Origin of the sequence: Saprospira grandis DSM 2844, assembly GCF_000275825.1 — a bacterium.
Lineage (GTDB): Bacteria > Bacteroidota > Bacteroidia > Chitinophagales > Saprospiraceae > Saprospira > Saprospira grandis_A.
The window spans coordinates 3,661,953-3,682,570 of the sequence record NZ_JH719942.1; the positions used below are offsets into that span (position 1 = coordinate 3,661,953).

Consider the following 20,618-nt stretch of genomic DNA (forward strand, 5'->3'; position numbering starts at 1 on the left):
TTTTGGGCCTGCTTCTTTACCTTTTTGATTATCAGTAGATTCCCTATGGCAAATTCTAATAAAAGCATTATTAATATTCAAGACATCAGCAAGGTTTACCAGATGGGTGGCCAAGAGGTGCGGGCTTTGCAGTCGGTTAGTTTGGATATTTACGAGAACGATTATGTCTCTTTGATGGGGCCTTCGGGCTCGGGCAAATCGACTTTAATGAATATGTTGGGTTGTTTGGATACGCCTAGCGGGGGCCGTTATTTGCTCAATGGACAGGATGTGAGTGGGATGACGGAGGATGAGCTGGCCGAGATTCGGAACCGAGAAATTGGTTTTGTTTTTCAGACCTTTAATTTGATTCCCCGACTATCTTCTTTAGAAAATGTGGCCTTGCCCTTGATTTATGCGGGCATGAGCAAGCGCAAACGTCTAGAGCGGGCGGCAGAAGTCTTGACGGCGGTGGGTTTGGGCAGCCGTATGGACCACAAGCCCAATGAGCTTTCGGGTGGGCAGCGGCAGCGGGTGGCGGTGGCTCGGGCCTTGGTCAATAAACCCTCGATTATTTTGGCCGATGAACCCACGGGAAACCTCGATAGCCGCACTTCGGTAGAGATTATGGCCCTTTTTGAGGAGCTGCATGCGCAGGGCAATACCATTATTGTGGTTACGCATGAGCCCGATATTGCAGCGCACACCCACCGTATTATTCGTTTAAAAGATGGCTTGGTAGAAACGGACAATTATAATAAACAGCCTCGCTTGGCCAAAGAGCGATTGGCAGAAATGAAAGCCTTGAAAGGGGAGTAGGATAGGGATTTGGGGCCCGCGGCCAGCTTTGCTGGCCGCCGCTATGCTGCGGGGCTCACAGGGCTGTTCGGCCCTGCAGCCGCCTTCGGCGGCTTTGGTCTGGCCTTCGGCCACCCCTCCGCAGCGCTGGGCCGCTCATCGGGGTGCTTTTACTTTTGGCCTTCTTCTTTGGCCCTTAAATCATTGCGAAGCAATACCGTTCTTGCTGTAGGTTTCCACTTACAGAAAAAGGAGCGCAGCGACGCGGCTGAGGGGCTGTAGCAGGGCCGCCGTAGGCGGCAGACCAAAGCGGCGCAGCCGCTGCAGGGCCGAGCGAACAGCGAGCTGCGCAATGGCCCGACCCAAGGCCGCAGGCCGCAGGGGCAGCCCCAAAAAAATAGAAATAAAAAACTTTAAATATAGGCGTAAAAAAAGCAGCCCTTTGGGGGCTGCTTGAGGCTAAAGTTACTTTATGTTCCAGTCAACAACTTCTTTTTTGTTACAAAGAACAGCTTCATCTGCCATTTGGTCGCTAAAAATTTCTAATTGTTGGCTTGCGGGCAACCAATAAACTTTTGCGTCACATTCGCTAAAAGCCCATCGAGGAAAGCTACTAACAAGTTGCCATTTTTTCTGTTTGTTTAGTGCATAGATTGCAATAGAGCCCCAGCTTCCATTTCCCGGAGAAAGGGCGAAGATAAGCTCTTCTAAACCATCAGCATTTAGGTCTTTTGCGATAGGAGTTCCTGCTGCACTATTGATTCTTAAAATAGGTAAAGAGGAGGCTTGTTCAAACTGATCGACATTCATCTCGGTAAAGACAAAAGTGGTTTGGGTAGAAAATGGTGGATTGCCATCAGAGGTTTGTTTTTGAACAATATCTAATTCATAGGGACGTCCTGAAATATAGAGGGCTTTATCAGACTTTTGTTTTAGGTCTTTTGTAGTGAAAACCAAGGTTTTGCTTGCTTGATCTTTGTGTTTTTAGAGCTCTTTCTCTTTTAAGGCAAGTTCTTTTTTGGCTACTGCCAATTCTCTTTCTATTAACTCTTTTTCTTTAGGTGCATTAGGGTTCTCACAGGCTAAGCATGTAAGCGTAATAGGTAGTAAAAATAAAAGTTTCTTCATTTTGTGGTTTTATATGGATGTGAAAAAATTATTTAAAAGCGGGATTTTCTACTTTTTCGCCTTTTGTGTTAATGAAAAACTGACTACCATTTAAGTGGGCTAGGGCGAGGCCGTCAGGATTAAAAGAGAAATCTAGGCTATCAAACTTAGGGGGAAAAATAGTTTGTCCGAATGTATCTATACCGCCCCAAAGGTTATTTTCTTGGACAAAGATAACTCCATCAGAGATGCCCATTCCAATATTTTTATATTGTAGTGGGCGAACAACCTTGCCCGACTGGTCTAAAAAGCCAAATCGGTTGTTTTTATGGACTAAAATTAGAGGGTAGAAGCTTTGGGGATCAATAGATGAAAATACAGTAGGATGGATAAGTTTACCTTCATAGCTTAGAAATCCAGTAAGGTTATTTTGTTCTACAATAATTAAACTATCTGTAAAGTAAGGGGTTAGTTCGTCAAAAGTTGGAGGGTGTAGCTCTTTACCTTTTGTACTGTATAGTCCATATTTTCCTTTAGATTCAACAATGATAAGGCTATCGTTAGGAATACCGTAGTAAGCGTAGTCAAATTTTGTTTCCTGTAAGAAGTAAACTTTTTTGCGAAGAACACTGAGTTGGTCTTGAAAGGTTTGTTCGGCGCTCATCTCTGCAGCCAAATTAAGGACCTCAATGGCCTCATAGAATTTTTTTGATTTAATTAAGCTATCAAAAGATGGGTGCAAGTATTCTTGTTGCTCCATGAGTAGGTCATGAGCAATTAAATTTAGGGGTTTCCCCTTTTTTTGTTCTTCTTTTTGAGCTGGTGGGCTGCTGGCAGCAGTTGTACTGGGCGATGTATTAACTTGGATTTTTGGGGTTGTGCTGTTGATTGGTTCGCAGCTACTAAAGAAAATTAGGGCTAGACATAAGGGAAGTAAAGAGCGGTAAGATAGTTTCATTTGATATTAGATAATGGTTAAATAATGATTTAACTCAAAGATCAAGAAGAATAGTCCACCCTATTTAAACAGTAAGGATTAAAATAAAAAAGCAGCCCTTTGGGGGCTGCTAATGGCTTAACTTACTTCAGTTGGAAGCGAAGTTTTTTGTTTTCGGCTTGAAGTTCTAGGACCTCTGTAGAGATAATGTGCAGGCTAAAATTGATTTCTTGGGCGAGGTAGCGGTCATTTTTGTGTTCAATGTCATAATCATCGGAGAGGAGTTTGGGGCTTTGGTTCCAGTCTACGGTAAGGTCGACATCTCCCTCTGGGCTACTCCAGCTAATTTTAAGTTTTTTGGGGTAGAATTTAAGTTTCATATTGCCCCATTTGGCCTCTAGGCGTTGTTTTTCGAAGTGCATGAGGCTGGGGCTAAAATCGGCTTGTTTTGGGTCGATGATAATGGGGAAGAGGTTTTCCCAGGCGGAAGTTTGTCCTTGTTTATTTTCGTTTAGTTCGTCTTGGTCTTTATTGCGTTTAATGCTTTGCTTGTAGCGCTGTAGGTCTTTATTGAACTGCTCTTTTCGTTTTCGGATATATGTTTTTATGTTAGGGTTGACGGCTTGGAGTTGTTCTTCAAACTTATCGCTAGGGCTACCGAAGCGGCCTTTTTTGTATGGGCGTATTTGGACCCATTCAAAGAAGTCAAAAACCTCTTCTTTATATTTTGCAAAATTGCTCCAATCTTTGTCTATGGCCAAATCTTCTAGCCAGAGGCGCATACCGGCTAGCAATTCGCCTCGGAGGTTGGGGTCTATGGGTTCTTGTTCAATATTGAATCGCCAGGCATTGGGGTCTTTTTGCAGGGCCATGCGTTCTTGGACCAGGTGGAGGAATTTGGGGAGTAGGTAGGCGCGTTCTTTTTTTCCTCGAATTTTAGTAAACAGGGGCAAAACGAGTTTATCGGAGAGCAGTTCATCTAGTTGTTTGTGGTCGGCTAAAATTTCAATAAGCCAGCTTAGGTTTTTGCCAGCTTCTAGGCGTTCTAGGCGTAGCTCTTTTTCCAAATAATAATCGAGTAATTTGCGCTTGAGCGCCAGCTGTTGTTTGCTTCGGTAGTTGATTTGGGTGTCTAGCGACAAGATATCGAGCTTGATATTTTGTTTGATATCACGGGCCTCAATGATGGTGATATAGCGTTCTTCTTTCCGAATCATCAATCGGATGAGTTCTCTTTGCTGGGCTTCGCTATATTGTATATTGCCTTTTAGCAACCAGATTCTGTAGAGTTCTTGTAGGAGGGCGGGTTCACGGACATTTCTGTCTAGAATGCGCACTTTTTCTTGAGCATATTTGGTGGTTCGGACTTGGGCCAGCAGTTTTTCGGTACTTTCCATTTTTGGGTCAACATTCTGCCAAATTTCAAGTGCTTCTTGGTACCGCTTCAGTTGGAAGTAGCTGTTGGCTAAATGCAGTTGTAGCTTTTTAGAAATTTCTTCCTCCTCTAGTTGGGCGATATTTCGGGCCAGCAAGGCATAGCGATCAAAGCGGTTGTTATCTTTTTGGTTTTGGAAAAAGACCAATAATTGTTTTTGCATTTCGAGCAAAAGGGCTTGGCGTTTTGGATAGACCAGGGGGTCGAGCTCGAAAAACAATTTATTTTGGATATGTTGCTCTAGGCAGACGGCCAGATTTCTTTCTTTGGGCTGTAGCATAAAGGTTAAGACTTTCTCCCAAAACTTATCATTTTGTTGTTTGGCTACTTTGAGGGCATTATCTAGTAGACAACCACAGAGGTAGGCTTCTAAAACGGCTTTTCGATTGCCCATCTGTTTGAATTTTTCAGCGGCGGCCTCATATTGGCCCTCGGCCAAGAGCATTTTGGCTTCCGACTCATCTCGCTGGCTGCTAATCTCTTTATAGACATTATTGTATTCTGGGTTATCGAGGGCTTTATTGTAAAAGTAGACCGCTTTGCGGTAGGCGTTGGCCTCAATCTGCTTATGGTCTGCATTTTCGGCCTGTTGCCGGTGTTCTTCCGCAATTTCTAGAGGTTTTTGCTCAATATGATCGAGTTCTTGGGCGGGGGTATTGAGTTGGATCAGGCGGTCTTCAAACTCAAAGTTGAGCCAGTCTTTATGGTTTTCTTGATTTTCTTCTAGCAATTTCCGGCCTTTTTGGAGAATGCTCCAAAGGGCCGAAATACCTTCTTGGCTATCAATGATATAGAGGCGGTCTTTTGCTCTGGTTAGGGCCACATAAAGCTTATTGTAAAAATAGTTGAGTTTGAACTGTTGCTCATCGTTAAGTTGCTCAATAATTAGGTCTAGGCTAAGTCCTTGCTCGGCCAAATAGGCGCCAAAGCCATAGAGAATAATATTGGGGTACTCTAGTCCCTTGGCCGAAAGGGCCGTTTCGAGGTTAGAAATGGGTTTGTTATTCCCTTCTTCCTGCCCAAAGGCTTGGCCCAACGCTTTAAACATAGGAATAGAGCTCTCTTCTAGTTCGCTGAGTTGTACGCCTTCTATACGATCAAAGGGCAAAAGAAAGGTGGTGGCATCTAAGCGTTTGAGCAAGGCGCTATTGACCTCCTGTTCGGCCTCTCCAAAACGATAGACCGAGGGGGCTAAGCTCCCTTCTGCATCTTTATAAACAGTTTGAGGGAGAATATCTTTGCTGGCAGGAAAATCTCTTCTTTTGTACTGAATAATATTGGCCAACTGAATGATGCTGCTGCTCGAGCGGTAGTTGTGGTGCAAAGGCTCAATATCGGGCGGTGACAAATGCTCTCGGCTGAGCTGTTCTTGCATTTCGCCCAACAAATTGCCTAGGCTCCCTTTGAGCAAGGCCCAGCGAAAACCTGTAGGATTGACCGCCTGAAAGGGATCTCCTGCAAAAATGAGCGGCAACTGTCGAACATCTTCTAAATTGAAGTTGCTAAACTGAGAAAGACGCAGTAAGAGGTTGATTTCTAGCCGAGAAAAATCTTGCGACTCATCGCAAACCAAAAAACTATAGCTGCTATCGGTATACCAGCCCTTGCTCAAAATTTCTCGAACAAGATCCTGTTCATCCCAAAGCCCAAGCTCCTCCGCACGGCGCTTATACCATTTATAAGGCCCCTGATGTACCCGCTTAAATAGGTCTTCGTTAATGATGCTTCGGTCTTTTTTGCTAATCAAATTGAAGTCGTCCTCGCCTAAAATCTCCTTCTGGTAGCCTTTGATATAGCTACGAATAATATACCAGGCCACTTCTGCCGAAACCTTGCTGGCGTCTTTACAGTCTGCTGCATATTCCTGAGAAAATCGGGCAAAATCAACATATTTTGGAGCTCTGTATTGCTGCCGGTCCTCGCTGGCCTGCCGATAAATTTTAACTAAGAGGTCTCTAAAAGAAGAAAAGAACCGCTGAAAGTCTTCAGCCTTGATTTTCTTTTCCAATTCCATACTCTCTTCAGAAGAACTGCGCAACAGGTTGCGAATCGTGTTCTCTGCGGCCTTGAGCAGTTTTTTATTATAACTGAGGTAGAGCGGTGGGTCAATGTGTAGCGACCAGCCCTCGGCTGAAAGTTGAGCGGGTTTTTCTAAGTAGACCTTGAGAATGTTGCGATACAAATAATAGAGCATGGTCGATTTTCCACTGCCCGCCTGCCCATCAATCATTAGGGGGAAGTCAAATTTGCGCAAAAGCTGCTCCTGCTCCGGACTAAGCGCCAAGTTGATATTTTCCTTAAAATCTTGAATTTGTTTGGGCACAATCATTTCCCAAAGTTCATCCGAATACAAGACCTCCTCTCCATAGGCCCGAACCGCCAAACGGTCTAGTTTTTTGGCCTGACTATCTTCTTCAAAACTAATGAGCTGCTCTTCAAAGGGGGCTAGGTAGTTTTTCATTTCTGCTTTGGTCCCAAAGGCATACAGCAGATAGCCCACTCGCTGCTCGGTTTCATCTTGGGCCAATTGTGCGGCCAAAATATAATGCCCTTCTTTTCCAAAGATCAGGCTGTTGTGATTATACTCTTTGTAGTCATAGCTAGCTAAATTTGCCTCCTTTAAATCACAGAGAAAGGTATCAATCCTAGAACTAGCATTAAAGTGCTTCCTGATGGTTTTGCGCCAGTTTTTGGCCTCAAAAAAAGAAAGCATGGGCTTTTCGTTCTTTACCTCTTGCAGCATTTTGTCAAAAGGAACAGGTAGGGGTTCCCGCAAGCTCTGCATTTCATTATGTACACTCCTTTGCTGCGCTTTTAGCGCTTCCACATCTTCCAAAAAATACTTGTTGTACCAGGCCTCTATTTCATTGACCACTTTGTCGTAGTCGTTGTTTTTTCGCTTGAAAATGGCCAGGAAAAAGAGCTGATCCGCTTCAAATTTATAAATCAAGCGATAGACGTTTTCCGAACGGCCAACCTTTTCTTTGTGTAAACCATTTTTTAGCCGTAGGGTCTGAAATCTACTGCCGTTCCAGTCAAAGTTCTCTTTGAGGAACTGAACCTTTTTGCGAATGCGACTTTGGTCTTCCTGCGATAAATTTTGAAGCCCTTCTTCAAAGTTAGGGTGCAAATGATGAGGATAAGTCATAATCTTATTGTTTGAGGTAAAAAAAAAGCCTAGCCGCCATTTGGCAGCCAGACCCAGTTATAACGTAGCGGGCAGAAACGCTTGCTGCGCTCCTGCTTCTGCATGTATTTAATGTATAGCGAGCTTAGCCGAAAAGCTAAAGCCGCTGATTGTCTTAGGTGTTTTGGGTCTTTCTTAAATATAAGAGCTTTTAAACTAAAGCGCAACTAAGGGTATGTTTTTTTCAGAAGGCTTTATTGCCCTGCCTATTTAGTCCAGTTTTAAGCTGGAAAAATGAAAGAAAACGCTTACCTTCGGTCGCCAAATACACTATAAGAGAAAATGAAAAAAGAAGTACGACTAAAAAAGAGCTGGCTCATTACCGATGAGGCTAATGGGATCCTCATCCAACGAATGGATGAAGGCAGCTATTTAGAAGCCCAAGATTCTTACGATTGCTTTGAGCAATGCTTTCAGCTAAAGGGAACAAAACCTATTTATTTCCTCTCTGATATGAGAGGCGTTAAGGGGATAAGCAAAGAAGCCCGCAAAGTGACCGCTGCAGATGCCAAAGATGCAAATTTTTATGCCGTGGCCGCATTGATCAATAGCGGAGTATCTAAAATTCTAGGCAACTTTATGATCCGCCTCAATAAACATCCGCATCCGGTCAAGATGTTTACCAATGAGGCCGAAGCCATTGCTTGGCTGAAAAAACAAAGAGAAGCCGCTGGCCTTTAGGCCCAATTTTGCCTCAAAAAAAGAAAAAGCCAAGGACAAGCGTCCTTGGCTTTTTTGCTTTAAGCCCCTATTTTTTTTGTCCTAAAACTCGCAAACAACGCAAATGCGACTGCAGGGCCTTAAAAAAACTAGGGTGCTCATGATAGGGTAGACCAAATTCAGCTGCCGTTTGCTGTACAATAGGAGCCAATTTGGGATAATGCACATGAGAAATATGCGGAAAAAGATGGTGCTCTATCTGGTAGTTGAGCCCCCCAATACACCAAGATATCCAGGCTTTTCCTCTAGAAAAATTGGCCGTGGTGGCTAGCTGATGGGCCATCCAGCTGTTAGAAAGACGCCCCTTCTCATCGGCCTGAGGATAATCTGGCCCCTCTACCACATGGGCCAACTGAAAAATACTAGAGAGCAGAAAACCCGCCAGCAAATGCATGAGCAGAAAGCCCAAAATGACCGCCAAAGCAGGTATCCCCAAAATGAAAATGGGCAAAATAAACTGCACAAAAAGATAAGCCAACTTAAAAGCAATCAATTTTGACCAAACCGCCAAGGGCTTTTTACCCAAGAGCAAATTCTTTTTAGTATAACGGTACAAGGACTGATAATCGCCCCAAATTATCCAACTCAAAGTGAGCAAACTATAGATTGGCAAGGCATAAATATGCTGGTAACGATGCATCGCCCGCCAAGGCTCCTCGGGCTCCAAACGCAAAATCGTCTTATGGCTAATGTCTTCATCCCAACCCGAAATATTCGTGTAGCTATGGTGCAAAACATTATGCTGCACCTGCCAATTGAAAGAAGAACCACCCACCAACTCCATACTATGGGCAAATAAACGATTGACCCAAGACTTTGACGAAAAAGAGGCATGCACGGCATCGTGCATCACACTCACCCCAATGCCAACCATCCCCAAACCCATCACAAAATAAAGCCCCAAAATAAGGACATAATGACTAGGCTGAAAAATAAAAAGAGCCAATAAAGGCAGTACATAAAGAGCCAACATCAAAACTGCTTTGAGGTACAATTGCCGATTCCCAGAAGGCCGCCGCTCCTGCTCCGCAAAATAATCTTGTACCCGCGCCTTGAGCTGACGCACAAACTCGTGCTGCTGGCTCTTGTCAAATTTTAGTGCTTTCATAATTTCAATTAAAGTTGTTTCTACCCCAAAGATGAACCCAAGCCCCAAGCCCCTATAGATTGAACAAGCTTTTAGTTTTTTTTAACAACTAGGAGGATAAAGGAAGGACTTTGGGGCCTCCGCTGCGGCCTGCGGCCTTGCGGCGCTACGCTTTGGGGCTCGCAGGTCTGCTCGGCCCTTCAGGCTACACTTCGTTTCGCCTTCGGTCTGGCCCTTCGGGCCACCCCGCCGCATCGCTAGGCCTGTTTGGCCTTCGGCCATAGCGGCTTTGCCGCTATCTACAGCCTTTAACTAGTCGCTCAGCTTTTTCTTTGCTGCTTGGATTGGGGGGAAGAGAATAGAGAAGGATTGTAGTTTTGGCTTGCCCCTAGGCCCACTATAAAAGTATACATAAAATTTTAAACAGTCTCTCTGGGTTTCCGGCTAGAGCAAAAAGGCCCGAAGGGCCGTCGGCTTAGGGATGGAAAAGGGGGCGGCGCAGCCGCAGACCCAGCAAAATGAGCGTAGCGAATTTTGCGCAGGGCCGAGCAGACCTGCGAGCCCTGACACAGCCCGGCCCGCCCATCGGGCGGGCAAGCCCCAAAAAAAGCCCCAGTAGAACAAACTACTAGGGCCAAAAAGATAAATATTTACTCCTCTAATTGACTTAGAACTCTAGTTTTAAAGAAACATTCCATGTGCGGCCAAAGCCATAGAAACCACTGGCCGACTGCAACATTTGTTCATTGCTCATATTGGGCGCATAGAAGTTGTCGGCCTCGGCTATATACTTGCTATCTAGGATATTATTGACATTGGCGCGGAGTTTTAGGGCCACTTTATTGAAGGCAAAGCGGTAGCCAATACCGCCATTGAGTAGGCCATAGCTAGGCAATTTTAGGGCTTGGCGACCTTCTGCGGCGCTGCTGTTATAATCAATGGGGTCAAAGTTGGCGTATAGATTGGCCGCATAATAATAGTTGGCATCTAGTTGTAGGCCAAAGGGAAGTTTGTACTCCAGCCCCAGGCTCATGGTCGTTTGGGCGGCATCGCCAACTTTGAGGCCCTTGGCATAGACAAAAGCCGTATCAATGACCACATTATTGTCATCGCTGATGAGGGCCTCTACATTATTGGTCCATTGCCAGTCGCCAAAAGAGGCCATAAAACTAAGGTAGAGATCTTTGGCCAAAAGGGCTTTTCCATCAATTTCAATCCCTTGGTGAACAGCATCTAGGCCATTGAGGTTGGCCGTGAAATTATCGCCTTGGCTATCTTGGTAGCCACGGATAAAGGACTTATTGATCCAGCGAGTATGATAAAGATTGACATTGGCTATGACTTTTTGAAGACGGAGCCCGTAGCCAATTTCGGCCCCAAAGGTGTTCTCGTTTTTGGCTTCTTCATTGGCCTCATTATTATAGTTTGGAAAAACCACATCAAAAATAGGCGCTCTAGAAAAGTAGCCAATATTGCTAAAGATGTTATGAGCCTTATTGATGTTGTAGTTTACTCCAGCTTTGGCGGTATAGCCAAGGAAGTTGTAGCTATCGCTTTCTTGATTGCCTTCTTCATACTGAAAATAATCAATTCTTTGATAAGAGGTATTGGAGAGGGCGCCAGAGAAAAAGGCCGTAATGCCTTTTTGGTTGTCGTATTCTACTTGGCCAAAAACGCCTTGCCAGCCCACAACGCCATCATTATAATATTGGATTTTATCGCCTTCTTGTTTTAAGGCGCCTGTTTCAGTGGGGTCTATTTGGCCATCGCCATTAAGGTCGACGCTATCGCTTTGGGCGTTAATATCTCTAGAGTCTAACCAATAATCATTGCCCAAAAGGTCATTGATTTCTCGGTAGTGAATACCTTTGTAGTAACGCAAGTCAATTCCGCCAGAGGCCGTAAATTGCTCATTGATATTATAAGTAAGGTTAGAGAGCAGGCCGGCCCAATTGTGCGAATTGACAGAGCTGCGACGAATAAGACCATCATTTTCTCCAGCTACAGCCCCTAGACCAGCTACCTGATGTTTTCCACTGCTCGGAAAACCACTAATATTATCGGTTCCTTGGTTCCAGGCAACAATATCGTCCATACGCAGGAGGCCCTGATCATCTCGGTAGCCCCAGCTGCCTCGGCCATCAATGCTTCCGCGGTCGCCAGTTCCACCACCACGGCCCACCGAATAGTAGGCAGAAGTAGAGAGGAAGAGCTTGTCGTTGATCGTCCAATAGTGGTTGAGGGCCATTTGGGGTTTGTGGTAAAAGTTGCGGCGCATATTGTATTCTTCGCCATCTAGGTAGCCCCAATCAGAGTTATAGCGATAATCGCGGATAGAGTCATAGGTGATCAGGCTTTCTCTAAAGCTTCGTTGGCCATGGCTTTGGGGGGCACCAATAGCTGTAAAAACGAGCCGGTGTTTTTCGCCAAATTCTTTAGCAATAGAGGCAAAATAAGAGCCGCCCAAAAAGCTAGTGCCATCAATGTAGCCATTTCCTTGCGTATAGGCGCCAGAAACGGTAAGGGCCCAGCCGCCTTTTAGTCGGCCCGTAGACAAGGTAAGCGCATTGCGCAGATAGCCATCATTAGCAATCATAGAAGTAAAGCTACCGCCTTTTTTCTGGTCGGTTGTTCTCGTAATAATGTTAATGGTCCCTCCAATAGAAGAGATAGCCAAACGAGAAGCCCCCAAACCGCGCTGCACTTGCATTTGGCGGGTCACTTCGCTCAGGCCGGCCCAATTGGACCAATACACCCAGCCATTTTCCATATCATTAACCGGAATACCGTTAATGAGTACAGCCGTATTTCTTTGGTCAAATCCACGAACATTGATGCGGGCATCGCCCCAGCCTCCGCCAGATTTTGTGGCATAAATAGAGGGGGTGTTGCGCAGAATTTCTGGAAATTCCTGGTTGCCCAGTTTATCTTCAATATAATCGGCATTGACAGAAGAAACCGCCACCGGCGTTTTACGGTCAATGGCCAAAGAAGCAATGACTTTGACCTCATCAATACCCACCGAAGAGGCCTGCAGGCTAATTGTCCCCAAATCGAGCGTTTCGCCAGCCTTAATGTCTACCTCTTTTTCAATGGCCTCATAGCCCAAATAAGAAAAGATCAAGGTTTTTGATCCTTCATTTAGGCCGCTAAGCCGAAAATAACCGTCAAAGTCGCTAACGGTCCCTTTGGCCGTTCCTTGTACAAAAATCGAGGCCGAAATAAGCGGCTGCTTTGTGTTCGCATCAATCAAAATGCCTTCAACTTGGCCCTGGGCAACAGCCAAGCTAGCCCAAAGACTGAAAAGTAGTAGGTGAAAGTAGTTCATGGAAGATAGTTTTTGTGAAAAATCTGCTACAAAGTTAAATTTATAGGCCTAGGCTTATTTTATTCTCTCTTTAGAGAATTATTAAGAATTAAGGACGGACCTTAACCTATTTTTTAAAATTGGACACTACTCATTTAAGTCCTATAAAAGAACTATATACTAATATATGTTTTCTTAATATATTTTTAACTGAAAGCAATGATTTTTTTTTGGGGCTTGCCCGCCTTTCAGGCGGGCCGGGCTGTGTCGCAGCTCGCTGCTCGCTCGGCCCTTCGCAGGCAAAGCCTGCTCGGTCTGGCCCTGCGGGCCACTGCTATCCATCCCTAAGCCTGCGGGCGCTTCGCGCCCTGCTCAACGCAAAAACAGAATCTAGCAGATTAAGGGCCTTTAAATAGAAATTAAACCTTCAAAGCCTTTTTCTTGTCGAAATATTATTTATTATTGCTAAAATTGCTAGCTTCCTAGCCTATCATACCGATTTTTAACCCTAAATCTACTGGCAGATTATGTTTCCATTCTTTCTGTTTCAAGACCCTACGACTACAGCCACCGATGGCGGCGAAGTAGTTCCTGAAGAGGTAAGCTTTTCCCTCATTGAGGTCATTTTTTCGGGTGGCCCTATTGGGGTTGTCATTGCAGTGATTCTGCTCCTATTAGCCGTTATGGCCGTTTATATCCTCATCGAGCGCTATCTTACCATTAAGCGAGCAGGTGATCTAGACGAAAATTTTATGGCCCAAATTCGCGGCTTTGTACAAACCGGAGACGTAGAATCGGCCCTAGCGCTTTGCCGCCAAACCAATACGCCCGTAGCTCGTTTGGTGGCCAAAGGCCTACAACGTATCGGCAAACCCCTAGAGGATATCAATGCCGCCGTAGAAAATGTAGGTAACCTAGAAATCTTCCAACTCGAAAAACGCCTCTCTACTTTGGCCACCATTTCTGGTGCCGCTCCCATGATTGGCTTTTTTGGTACCGTTACCGGAATGATTCTCTCTTTTATGAATATGGCCGGCGGAGATGTAAGTACAGAAGCCCTAGCAGGCGGTATTTACCAAGCCCTAATTACTACCGCTTTTGGTCTTTTTGTCGGAATTATCGCCTTCATCGGCTATAACTCACTAATCGCAAGCATGGGCCGCGTCATCTTTAAGATGGAAGCCGCCACCGTTGAATTTATGGACCTACTACAGGAGCCAGCCTAGGCCCCTGAGCAAAACCTTTTAGCTTATGGGACTCAGTAAACGCAGCTCGGTATCGGCAGAATTCAATATGTCTTCCCTCACCGATATCATCTTCCTGCTGCTCATCTTTTTTATGCTTACTTCTAGCCTGACGAGCCCCAATCTCAAAAACCTCGATCGCCCAATTTCAAGCAGTACCACGCCCTCTCCCCAAAATATTGCCCTTTCGGTTACCCCCGAAGGCGAGTATTTTATAGAGTCGGAGCTGGTCACTAAAGAAAATTTGGACCGCCGAATGGAACTCCGGATTATCGAGGAAAGAGAAAAGAATCGTCAAAAAGGAATCAAAACCGAGGTGACTATTGTCCTCAATTTAGACAAAAACGAGCCTACTAGCACCATCGTCGAAATTATGGCGCTGAGCAATAAACATAAGGCTCGCCTCATCTTGGCCACCGATCCTTAAGGCCTCAAAAGCTCCAATTTATTATGGGACTGAAAAAACGTACAGAGGTTTCGGCCGAGTTTAATATGTCCTCGCTGACCGATATTATCTTCTTGTTGTTGATTTTCTTTATGCTGACCTCTTCTCTGGTCAACCCGACAGCGATCAACCTCAAGTTGCCCAACTCCAGCCGCTCCAAACCAATTTCCTCCAATAAACCCGCAATTATTGTGGTCAATGAAAGTAAGGAAATTCGATTTAATCAACTTAAGGTGGATATTCCCGCCCTCAAAGCCAAAGTTGGCCAATATGTCCTCGCCGATGGCCGAACCGCTGGCGATGTGACCGTCATCCTAGATGTACATCCTAAGGTCGATGCCCAAACCCTAGTTTCGGTAGTCGATGCCCTCAATGATGTAGGCGTCAAAATGATTTTGGCCACCCGATTATAGCCCTATGCCCAGATTCCGACAAAACCTTGCCCAGCAAAAATTGTCTTCCTGGCGCATCTATTTGCTCCTTTTGGTCATCTTAGGAATGGGGGGCTTTTTCTACCTCTTTACCCAAGCCCTGCTGCAAAGCTATAAAACGACCATTCTCAGAGTCGAATGCCTGCCGCAGGGCCGCTATTGGGTCCAAGGAGATACCGTAGATTTTGAGGGCTTTGCCCCCAAGCTTCGACAAAAGGTCGAGCGCTACCAAGATCTCAACCCCAATATGCAAATTCACTTTTATTTGCCGCCCAAAGCAACCGCCCAAGAGATCGCCCCCCTCATTCAGGTCGCCAACGCCTTCGAACAGGCCGATCTGCAACTCTACACCCTGCCGAGGAACTAATTTTTTAGCGGCCTATATTATATAGTATGTTGTTTTGGGGCGTTACTCCCGTTGGTCGTCGAACTGCGGCTTGCAGCCTTGTTGTCGCCTCCCTTCGGTCGTCGGCGGTTACTCCCTTCGGTCGTCAAACTGCGGCCTAACGGCCTTGTTGTCGTTTCAGGGCTCGCTGTTCGCTCGGCCCTTCAGCGCTTGCAGCGCTTCGGTCTGGCCTGCGGCCACCCTTGCACATCGCTAGGCCGGCTCGCTGCGCTCGCCCCTAAACGCAGAAATTGGCCCAACAACAAATTATCTAGAAAATCTAGCCTTATGTCTACTCAAGAAATGGAATTTCAACCCGGCGCAGATCATCTGAGCCAAAGCAAAGACCGAAATATCGCCCGCATTGGAGCCCTGGTCTTTCTGATTCTCCTGCTCACGCTTATTTTTTGGCGGTTCTTTAGCTATGAATATCCGCTCAAGGAGGCAGGTGGACTAGAAGCCTCTTTTGGTAATGTTCAAATTGCAGGCGGTAGCGCTTCCGAAAATCCTACGCCCACTACAGATCCTCAACCCCAAGAGGAAAATAATCCTACGCCAACTACCCAAGAAATTGAGGAGGTCCAAACGGATGACAATATGGAGTCGGAGGCCGTGAAAACAGAACCTACGCCAACACCACCCCAAAATACGCCTAGCGAAAATACCAATACCAATAATTCTTCTTCCTCTTCATCTAGCTCTTCTAATACCTATACGCCTAGTTTTCCAGGTACTGGAAATGGAAACAAAACAGGCCCCGGCCAGCAAGGAACTCCCGCCGGAAAAAAAGATGACCTAGGCGGAATTGGCAAAGGAAAAGAAGGCGAAGGCACAGGAGAATTGGGCGCTGGCCGAAATTGCCAAAGTTCTTGTAATTGTGAATTGAGCGCCAATCAGCTCTCTCAGTTTGAGTCGGGTAACCGTACCGCTTATATTGAAATCTTGGTAGATCCTCAGGGAAATGTAATTGAGGCCAAGATGGCTAGCGTAAAGGATTTTCCTCAAAATGCGCAGTTTACCAAGGCGGTAGAAATTGATTTACTAGAAAAATGTGCGCTCAAAAGAAAATACGATCCTTCTGATAAGGGCTTTAAGGCCAAGGGCGTAATTACCATGAGCATTGTCCAAAAATAAGCAGATGAAAATTGCCTATTTCCATGGGCTAGAATCTAAGGTGGGTGGCCCCAAACCCAACTGGCTCCAAGCAGAGGGCCATCAGGTTTGGGCGCCACCCATGCCATATAAAAGCCAGCCCCTTTTATTTGAAATGACCAAAAAAGCAGTGCTAGAGCAAGAAATAGGGCTCTTAGTAGGGAGCAGTATGGGCGGCTATTTTGCCTATCATTTGGCTCGTTTGCTAGATCTTCCCGCATTGTTATTTAATCCCGCCTTGGGCGTACGTTCCGTAAAGGTAAAGGCCGATCATACAGGAGAAAAAACGCCTTTGTTGCTTTTGGCCTTTGGCCAAAATGACCCCTTGATTGCGCCAACTAGCAGCCAAGCCTTTTTGGCCGCCAATTGGTCCAAAAAAGAGCAGCTACATTACCTTTGGGGCGAGCATGGACATCGGACGCCCCTGCCTTTTTTTCAGCAGGGCGTTAAAGAAATTTTAAGATTATTGTGATCCTTCGGAAACTTTTTCGTAGCTATTTTGAATTAGCTGTTTGGTTATTTGCGCTAATCTATTTGGCCCTCTTTGCCCAACCCGATGCTATAGAACACTTTAGTATTTGTGTTTATCGAGCTATTGGTTTTGATAGCTGTTGGGGCTGTGGTTTGGGCCGATCGGTAGCCTTTGCACTGCAAGGCAATTTGGCCAAATCTTGGGAAATGCACCCTTTGGGTTTGCCCGCTATTGCTATCCTTTTGCACCGCATTTATCGACTCATTCGCCTGGCCCGGAAAAATTAGCTCCTTTTGCAGCGAGCAGGCCCGAAGGCAATAGCCAGATTTAAACGCACTCACTTTTATAGTTTGCAGCAATTTCTCGCTAGTCGGCTCTATTTTTATCGACCATAGCGAAGGCTATGCCCTTAAAAAATAGCTGGCCTAGCCAAAAAATCATAGCAAACTATAGCCAAAGCAGCGCGATTAAATCTGGCTGAGGGATGGACAAGGGTGGCCAAAGGCCAGACCGAGCTTTTTGAGCGTAGCGAAAAAAAGCGAAGGGCCGAGCAGACCTGCGAGCCCTGAAACAGCCCGACCCGCCCGCAGGGCGGGGCAGCCCCAAAGAAAAACAACCCATTCAAAATATGAAGACCTTAGTTAAAATTAGTGTACTTGTTCTGCTTGTTATTACTGTAGCAACCTGTCTTTTTCAGCCTTCTCAGGAAGAGCAGCAGCTGTTGGGAAATTGGGGAATAGAGGAGGATGGGGCCAGATTCTGTCTACAATTGAATCCCAATCATCAGGCAAACTTTTACTTTTTTTATTCGAATCTATTTACGGGTGAATTTCTTATGAAGGTGAAGATGAATTGGGAGCTGACTGATGGAAAGTTATCTTTGCGCTTCGATAAAAAAGATCCTCCAGAAATAGCGGTCAATTCGGCATTGATGAATACCGCTATGCGGATGAAAATAAATGAAATGCGGGATGATTTTTTGAAGGGTTTGGAAGAGGATTTTGCTACGGATCAGCCCTATGAAATTACAGAGGAGGGGGATTTAATGATAGGAGGAGGAGAGGCCCTCCGTCCTTATAGCCAGGCTAATGTTGATTTGCTTGAAGATTTTTTAAAAGAACATAAATAATTAAATAATAAACATTTATGAAAGTAGTAACCTACAGTTTTTCTTTTATTTTGCTCTTTTTATTGAGCAGTTGTAGCCTTTTGTTGAGCGATGCCGAGCGGCAGGTCGTGGGGAAATGGAAGCAAGTGACTTTGGTCTCTAAAAATTATATGGAATTTGGGGCCGACCATAGCGTAACCAATTATATTCAGGTTAATATTCCGATGGGCGGTAAGGCGCTGATGGTGGCTAGAGGAAGCTGGAGCTTAGAAAAGGAGGAGTTGCGCATTGAGTATAAGGGAGTGCCCGAAATTGCGACAGAAGGCAGCGCAAAAACCATTGAAAAAGCCATTGAATTGATGGCCCCAGAGCTGAATATGGAAGCTTTGGAGGACCAAGAGGTCAGTTTTTCTTGTACAGGCCAAAAAAATGACAAACTGCAATTGGATGGAGTGGGCTGGAAGCCCGCCAGCGGCAGTGAAATTCAGGAAATGGAACAATTTCGTAAAGACCACAGCAAAAAAACCGAACTCTAGATGCGATATTTAGCGATTATTTTATGCCTAGCGCTATTTTCTTGTGGGCCTTCTTTTGACCAATCGGAGGAAAGTCTGATTGGGGGCTGGATGCAAAGCCGCTTGGGCACCGACTCTTATTTGATCCTAGAAAAAGACCATAGCTTTAAGCGCTATAGCAAAAATGAAATTCCGGGCGGTGGAAAGTATTTTACCGTTGTAGAAGGAAGTTGGAAACTAGAAGGCGAGGAGCTGTTGTTTGAGCTGGGCGAGCCAAAACTTTATGTTAATCATAATGAGAAAATGACCAAAGAGCTCTTTAACCGTATGGGAGGCATGCAGCATTCCAAAATTTTTGATCAAATGAAAATTGGCTATATTTATACGGGCAAAAAGTTGGACCGCTTGTACTTTGAAGAAGGGCAATGGACCACGGTTTGGCTGCCACTCAACCCCAGAGAACTACAACTTTTAGAAGACTTTGTTGCGCAAGAAGAAAATTAGTTGCATCTTTTGGCACAGAAATCATTTTAAAACAAAACATTCCCATGAGAAAAGATATTATGGTCCTGCTACCTAAAGCAGAATCCGCAGAAATTGAATATTTGGCGGGCATTATTCACGATATGGATGATGCTGATCGCAAGAGCTTTTTACGCATTTATAAGGGACGAAGAATGGACCCCATTCTTTTGTTGGCCTTTTCTATTGGAGCGCCTTTTGCCGGCATTTCGGGCATTCATCGTTTTATGATGGGCCAAATCGGTATGGGCATCCTTTATTTACTAACCGGTGGACTTTGTATGATTGGTAACATCATTGACGCAATCAATTATAAAAGTATGGCCTGGGAACACAACCGCAAAATTGCCGATGAGATTTATGGCAGTTTGCATGGCGGCGGTGGAGTGGTCTTTTAATTTACCGCCAATTATAGAGAATTAAGTTGGAATGGCAATAAGGCCCGCCTCAACTATGGGGCTTGGGCTGTTATGATCGCCCCCGCCCCGCTAAATGCCTACTTTTTGCGCTCCGTTACAAAACGGACCAAACCTTCTAGAGCGTCTCTCGCCTCCGATGCGGGAAACGCTCTTATTAATGCTATAGCCTCCTCCTGATAATCATACATTTTCTGACGAGTGTAGGCAATGCCCGGACTTTGCAAGACAAAATCTGTTACTTCCTGTATTTTCTTGGGGTTGGTGTTTTCATTTTTAATAATATTGATCATATAATTTCTGGTCTTTTTATCGGTCGTGTTCAAGGCGTGAATCAAAGGCAAGGTCATCTTTTTCTCCTGAATATCATTGCCCTGCGGCTTGCCCGCATCGCCATCGCCAAAATCAAATAAATCATCGCGAATCTGAAAGGCGATGCCAATTTTTTCGCCCAGCAAATGCATGCGCTCAATTTCTTCCTCACTGGCCCCCACAGAGGCCGCCCCCAAAGCACAGGCCGCCGCAATCAAAGAAGCCGTTTTCTTACGGATAATCTCATAATAAACCTCCTCCTTGATGTCTAAACGACGTGCTTTTTCAATCTGCAAAAGCTCGCCCTCACTCATTTCTTTTATCGCATTGGAGCTGATTTGTAGCAAATTATAAGCTTCATTTTTTAAAGAAAGCAAAAGCCCCTTGGCCAACATATAATCGCCAATCAATACCGCCACTTTATTGCCCCAAAGCGCATTGAGCGAGAAAAATCCACGGCGCTGCATAGAATCATCCACCACATCATCATGGATCAAAGAGGCCGTATGCAACATCTCAATCAAAGAGGCCGCATGATAACTCATCTCCCCAATTTCACCGCAAATTTTGGCCGATAGGAAAATAAATAAAGGCCGCACCTGCTTGCCCTTCCGCTTGACCACAAAGCGCATAATGGTATCTAATAAAGAAACCTGCGAACGCAATTCCTCCTCAAATACCCCCTCAAAGGTCTTTAGCTCTTCGGCAATTGGGGCTTTTATCTGGTTCAAACTCATCAAGGTCTTCATGGGCTACTATCTAGTGTCAAAAATATCGTTTTTATAAGAACAAGAACCGCCCTAAAAAGATGAGCCAGCCCCCTATTTTTTGCAAAAATACAAAGAACTTCAAGCAAGTGGAACAGCTTTCTCTGAAAATGCCCAACTTCAGCAAGATTTCATTATTTTTAGTTAAGTTTTGGGGCTGCCCCGCCTTGCAGGCGGGTCGGGCTGTGTCGCAGCTCGCTGTTCGCTCGGCCCTGCGCTTTTTTCGCTACGCTCAAAAAGCTGGGTCTGGCCTTCGGCCACTGCTATCCATCCCTCAGCCGTTGCAGGCCAA

20 protein-coding genes are annotated in these 20,618 nt (G+C 45.3%); 13 read left to right on the plus strand and 7 right to left on the minus strand.

All coding sequences use genetic code 11. From position 1 onward, the window contains the following. Positions 1-45: 45 nt before the first annotated feature. A complete protein-coding gene (locus SAPGRDRAFT_RS16355; RefSeq protein ID WP_002660343.1) occupies positions 46-798 on the plus strand; it encodes an ABC transporter ATP-binding protein in 753 nt (250 codons plus the stop codon). 444 nt (positions 799-1,242) lie between these two features. On the opposite strand, the gene SAPGRDRAFT_RS16360 is transcribed toward SAPGRDRAFT_RS16355, so the two are convergent. The 4 genes from SAPGRDRAFT_RS16360 to SAPGRDRAFT_RS16370 form a co-directional block, all read right to left on the minus strand. After that, complete coding sequence (locus SAPGRDRAFT_RS16360) at positions 1,243-1,734, minus strand: hypothetical protein (protein WP_002660345.1); 492 nt, start codon at positions 1,732-1,734, stop codon at positions 1,243-1,245. 27 nt (positions 1,735-1,761) lie between these two features. Further along, positions 1,762-1,905 (minus strand): hypothetical protein, encoded by a 144-nt coding sequence (locus SAPGRDRAFT_RS22995; RefSeq protein ID WP_002660346.1) that lies wholly within the window; start codon positions 1,903-1,905, stop codon positions 1,762-1,764. Positions 1,906-1,933: 28 nt separating this feature from the next. Further along, positions 1,934-2,842: a WG repeat-containing protein gene (locus SAPGRDRAFT_RS16365; protein WP_002660348.1), complete on the minus strand. Its 909-nt coding sequence runs from the start codon at positions 2,840-2,842 to the stop codon at positions 1,934-1,936. Positions 2,843-2,964: 122 nt separating this feature from the next. After that, complete coding sequence (locus SAPGRDRAFT_RS16370) at positions 2,965-7,404, minus strand: hypothetical protein (RefSeq protein ID WP_002660350.1); 4,440 nt, start codon at positions 7,402-7,404, stop codon at positions 2,965-2,967. 321 nt (positions 7,405-7,725) lie between these two features. Between SAPGRDRAFT_RS16370 and SAPGRDRAFT_RS16375 the strand changes: the two genes are divergently transcribed. Further along, positions 7,726-8,124, plus strand: a complete 399-nt coding sequence (locus SAPGRDRAFT_RS16375) for a DUF7793 family protein (protein WP_002660352.1) — start codon at positions 7,726-7,728, stop codon at positions 8,122-8,124. Between the two features lie 67 nt (positions 8,125-8,191). On the opposite strand, the gene SAPGRDRAFT_RS16380 is transcribed toward SAPGRDRAFT_RS16375, so the two are convergent. Both SAPGRDRAFT_RS16380 and SAPGRDRAFT_RS16390 read right to left on the minus strand, forming a co-directional pair. Next, on the minus strand, positions 8,192-9,271 hold the full coding sequence (locus SAPGRDRAFT_RS16380) for a fatty acid desaturase family protein (RefSeq protein ID WP_002660353.1): 1,080 nt from the start codon (positions 9,269-9,271) through the stop codon (positions 8,192-8,194). 646 nt (positions 9,272-9,917) lie between these two features. After that, positions 9,918-12,578 carry a TonB-dependent receptor gene (locus SAPGRDRAFT_RS16390; protein ID WP_002660355.1) on the minus strand — a complete coding sequence of 887 codons (2,661 nt, stop codon included), beginning with the start codon at positions 12,576-12,578 and terminating at the stop codon, positions 9,918-9,920. A 506-nt stretch (positions 12,579-13,084) separates the two neighbouring features. On the opposite strand from SAPGRDRAFT_RS16390, the gene SAPGRDRAFT_RS16395 reads away from it, so the two are divergent. The 11 genes from SAPGRDRAFT_RS16395 to SAPGRDRAFT_RS16450 all read left to right on the plus strand — a co-directional run bounded on the left by SAPGRDRAFT_RS16395 (position 13,085) and on the right by SAPGRDRAFT_RS16450 (position 19,229). Beyond that, the gene (locus tag SAPGRDRAFT_RS16395; RefSeq protein WP_002660359.1) at positions 13,085-13,783 is read left to right on the plus strand and encodes a MotA/TolQ/ExbB proton channel family protein; all 699 of its coding nucleotides are present in this window, start codon (positions 13,085-13,087) and stop codon (positions 13,781-13,783) included. 25 nt (positions 13,784-13,808) lie between these two features. Beyond that, the gene (locus tag SAPGRDRAFT_RS16400) at positions 13,809-14,228 is read left to right on the plus strand and encodes an ExbD/TolR family protein (protein ID WP_002660361.1); all 420 of its coding nucleotides are present in this window, start codon (positions 13,809-13,811) and stop codon (positions 14,226-14,228) included. Between the two features lie 23 nt (positions 14,229-14,251). After that, a complete protein-coding gene (locus SAPGRDRAFT_RS16405) occupies positions 14,252-14,659 on the plus strand; it encodes an ExbD/TolR family protein (RefSeq protein WP_002660363.1) in 408 nt (135 codons plus the stop codon). Positions 14,660-14,663: 4 nt separating this feature from the next. Next, on the plus strand, positions 14,664-15,044 hold the full coding sequence (locus tag SAPGRDRAFT_RS16410) for a hypothetical protein (protein ID WP_002660365.1): 381 nt from the start codon (positions 14,664-14,666) through the stop codon (positions 15,042-15,044). Positions 15,045-15,350: 306 nt separating this feature from the next. After that, positions 15,351-16,196 carry a hypothetical protein gene (locus SAPGRDRAFT_RS16415; RefSeq protein WP_002660367.1) on the plus strand — a complete coding sequence of 282 codons (846 nt, stop codon included), beginning with the start codon at positions 15,351-15,353 and terminating at the stop codon, positions 16,194-16,196. 4 nt (positions 16,197-16,200) lie between these two features. Next, positions 16,201-16,686, plus strand: coding sequence for a YqiA/YcfP family alpha/beta fold hydrolase (locus SAPGRDRAFT_RS16420; protein WP_002660368.1), 486 nt, complete (start codon positions 16,201-16,203; stop codon positions 16,684-16,686). After that, positions 16,683-16,973, plus strand: coding sequence for a DUF2752 domain-containing protein (locus SAPGRDRAFT_RS16425; RefSeq protein ID WP_002660370.1), 291 nt, complete (start codon positions 16,683-16,685; stop codon positions 16,971-16,973). The genes SAPGRDRAFT_RS16420 and SAPGRDRAFT_RS16425 overlap by 4 nt, the downstream gene beginning before the upstream one ends. A gap of 341 nt (positions 16,974-17,314) precedes the next feature. Further along, entirely contained in the window at positions 17,315-17,815 is a 501-nt protein-coding gene (locus SAPGRDRAFT_RS16435; RefSeq protein WP_002660372.1) for a hypothetical protein, read from the plus strand. Positions 17,816-17,832: 17 nt separating this feature from the next. Then, positions 17,833-18,330, plus strand: a complete 498-nt coding sequence (locus SAPGRDRAFT_RS16440; RefSeq protein WP_002660374.1) for a hypothetical protein — start codon at positions 17,833-17,835, stop codon at positions 18,328-18,330. Then, positions 18,331-18,813, plus strand: coding sequence for a hypothetical protein (locus SAPGRDRAFT_RS16445; protein WP_002660375.1), 483 nt, complete (start codon positions 18,331-18,333; stop codon positions 18,811-18,813). A gap of 44 nt (positions 18,814-18,857) precedes the next feature. Beyond that, positions 18,858-19,229, plus strand: a complete 372-nt coding sequence (locus SAPGRDRAFT_RS16450) for a TM2 domain-containing protein (RefSeq protein WP_002660376.1) — start codon at positions 18,858-18,860, stop codon at positions 19,227-19,229. A 98-nt stretch (positions 19,230-19,327) separates the two neighbouring features. Here SAPGRDRAFT_RS16450 and SAPGRDRAFT_RS16455 read toward each other — a convergent pair whose 3' ends face one another. After that, positions 19,328-20,308 (minus strand): polyprenyl synthetase family protein, encoded by a 981-nt coding sequence (locus SAPGRDRAFT_RS16455; protein ID WP_002660378.1) that lies wholly within the window; start codon positions 20,306-20,308, stop codon positions 19,328-19,330. Positions 20,309-20,618: the final 310 nt, after the last annotated feature.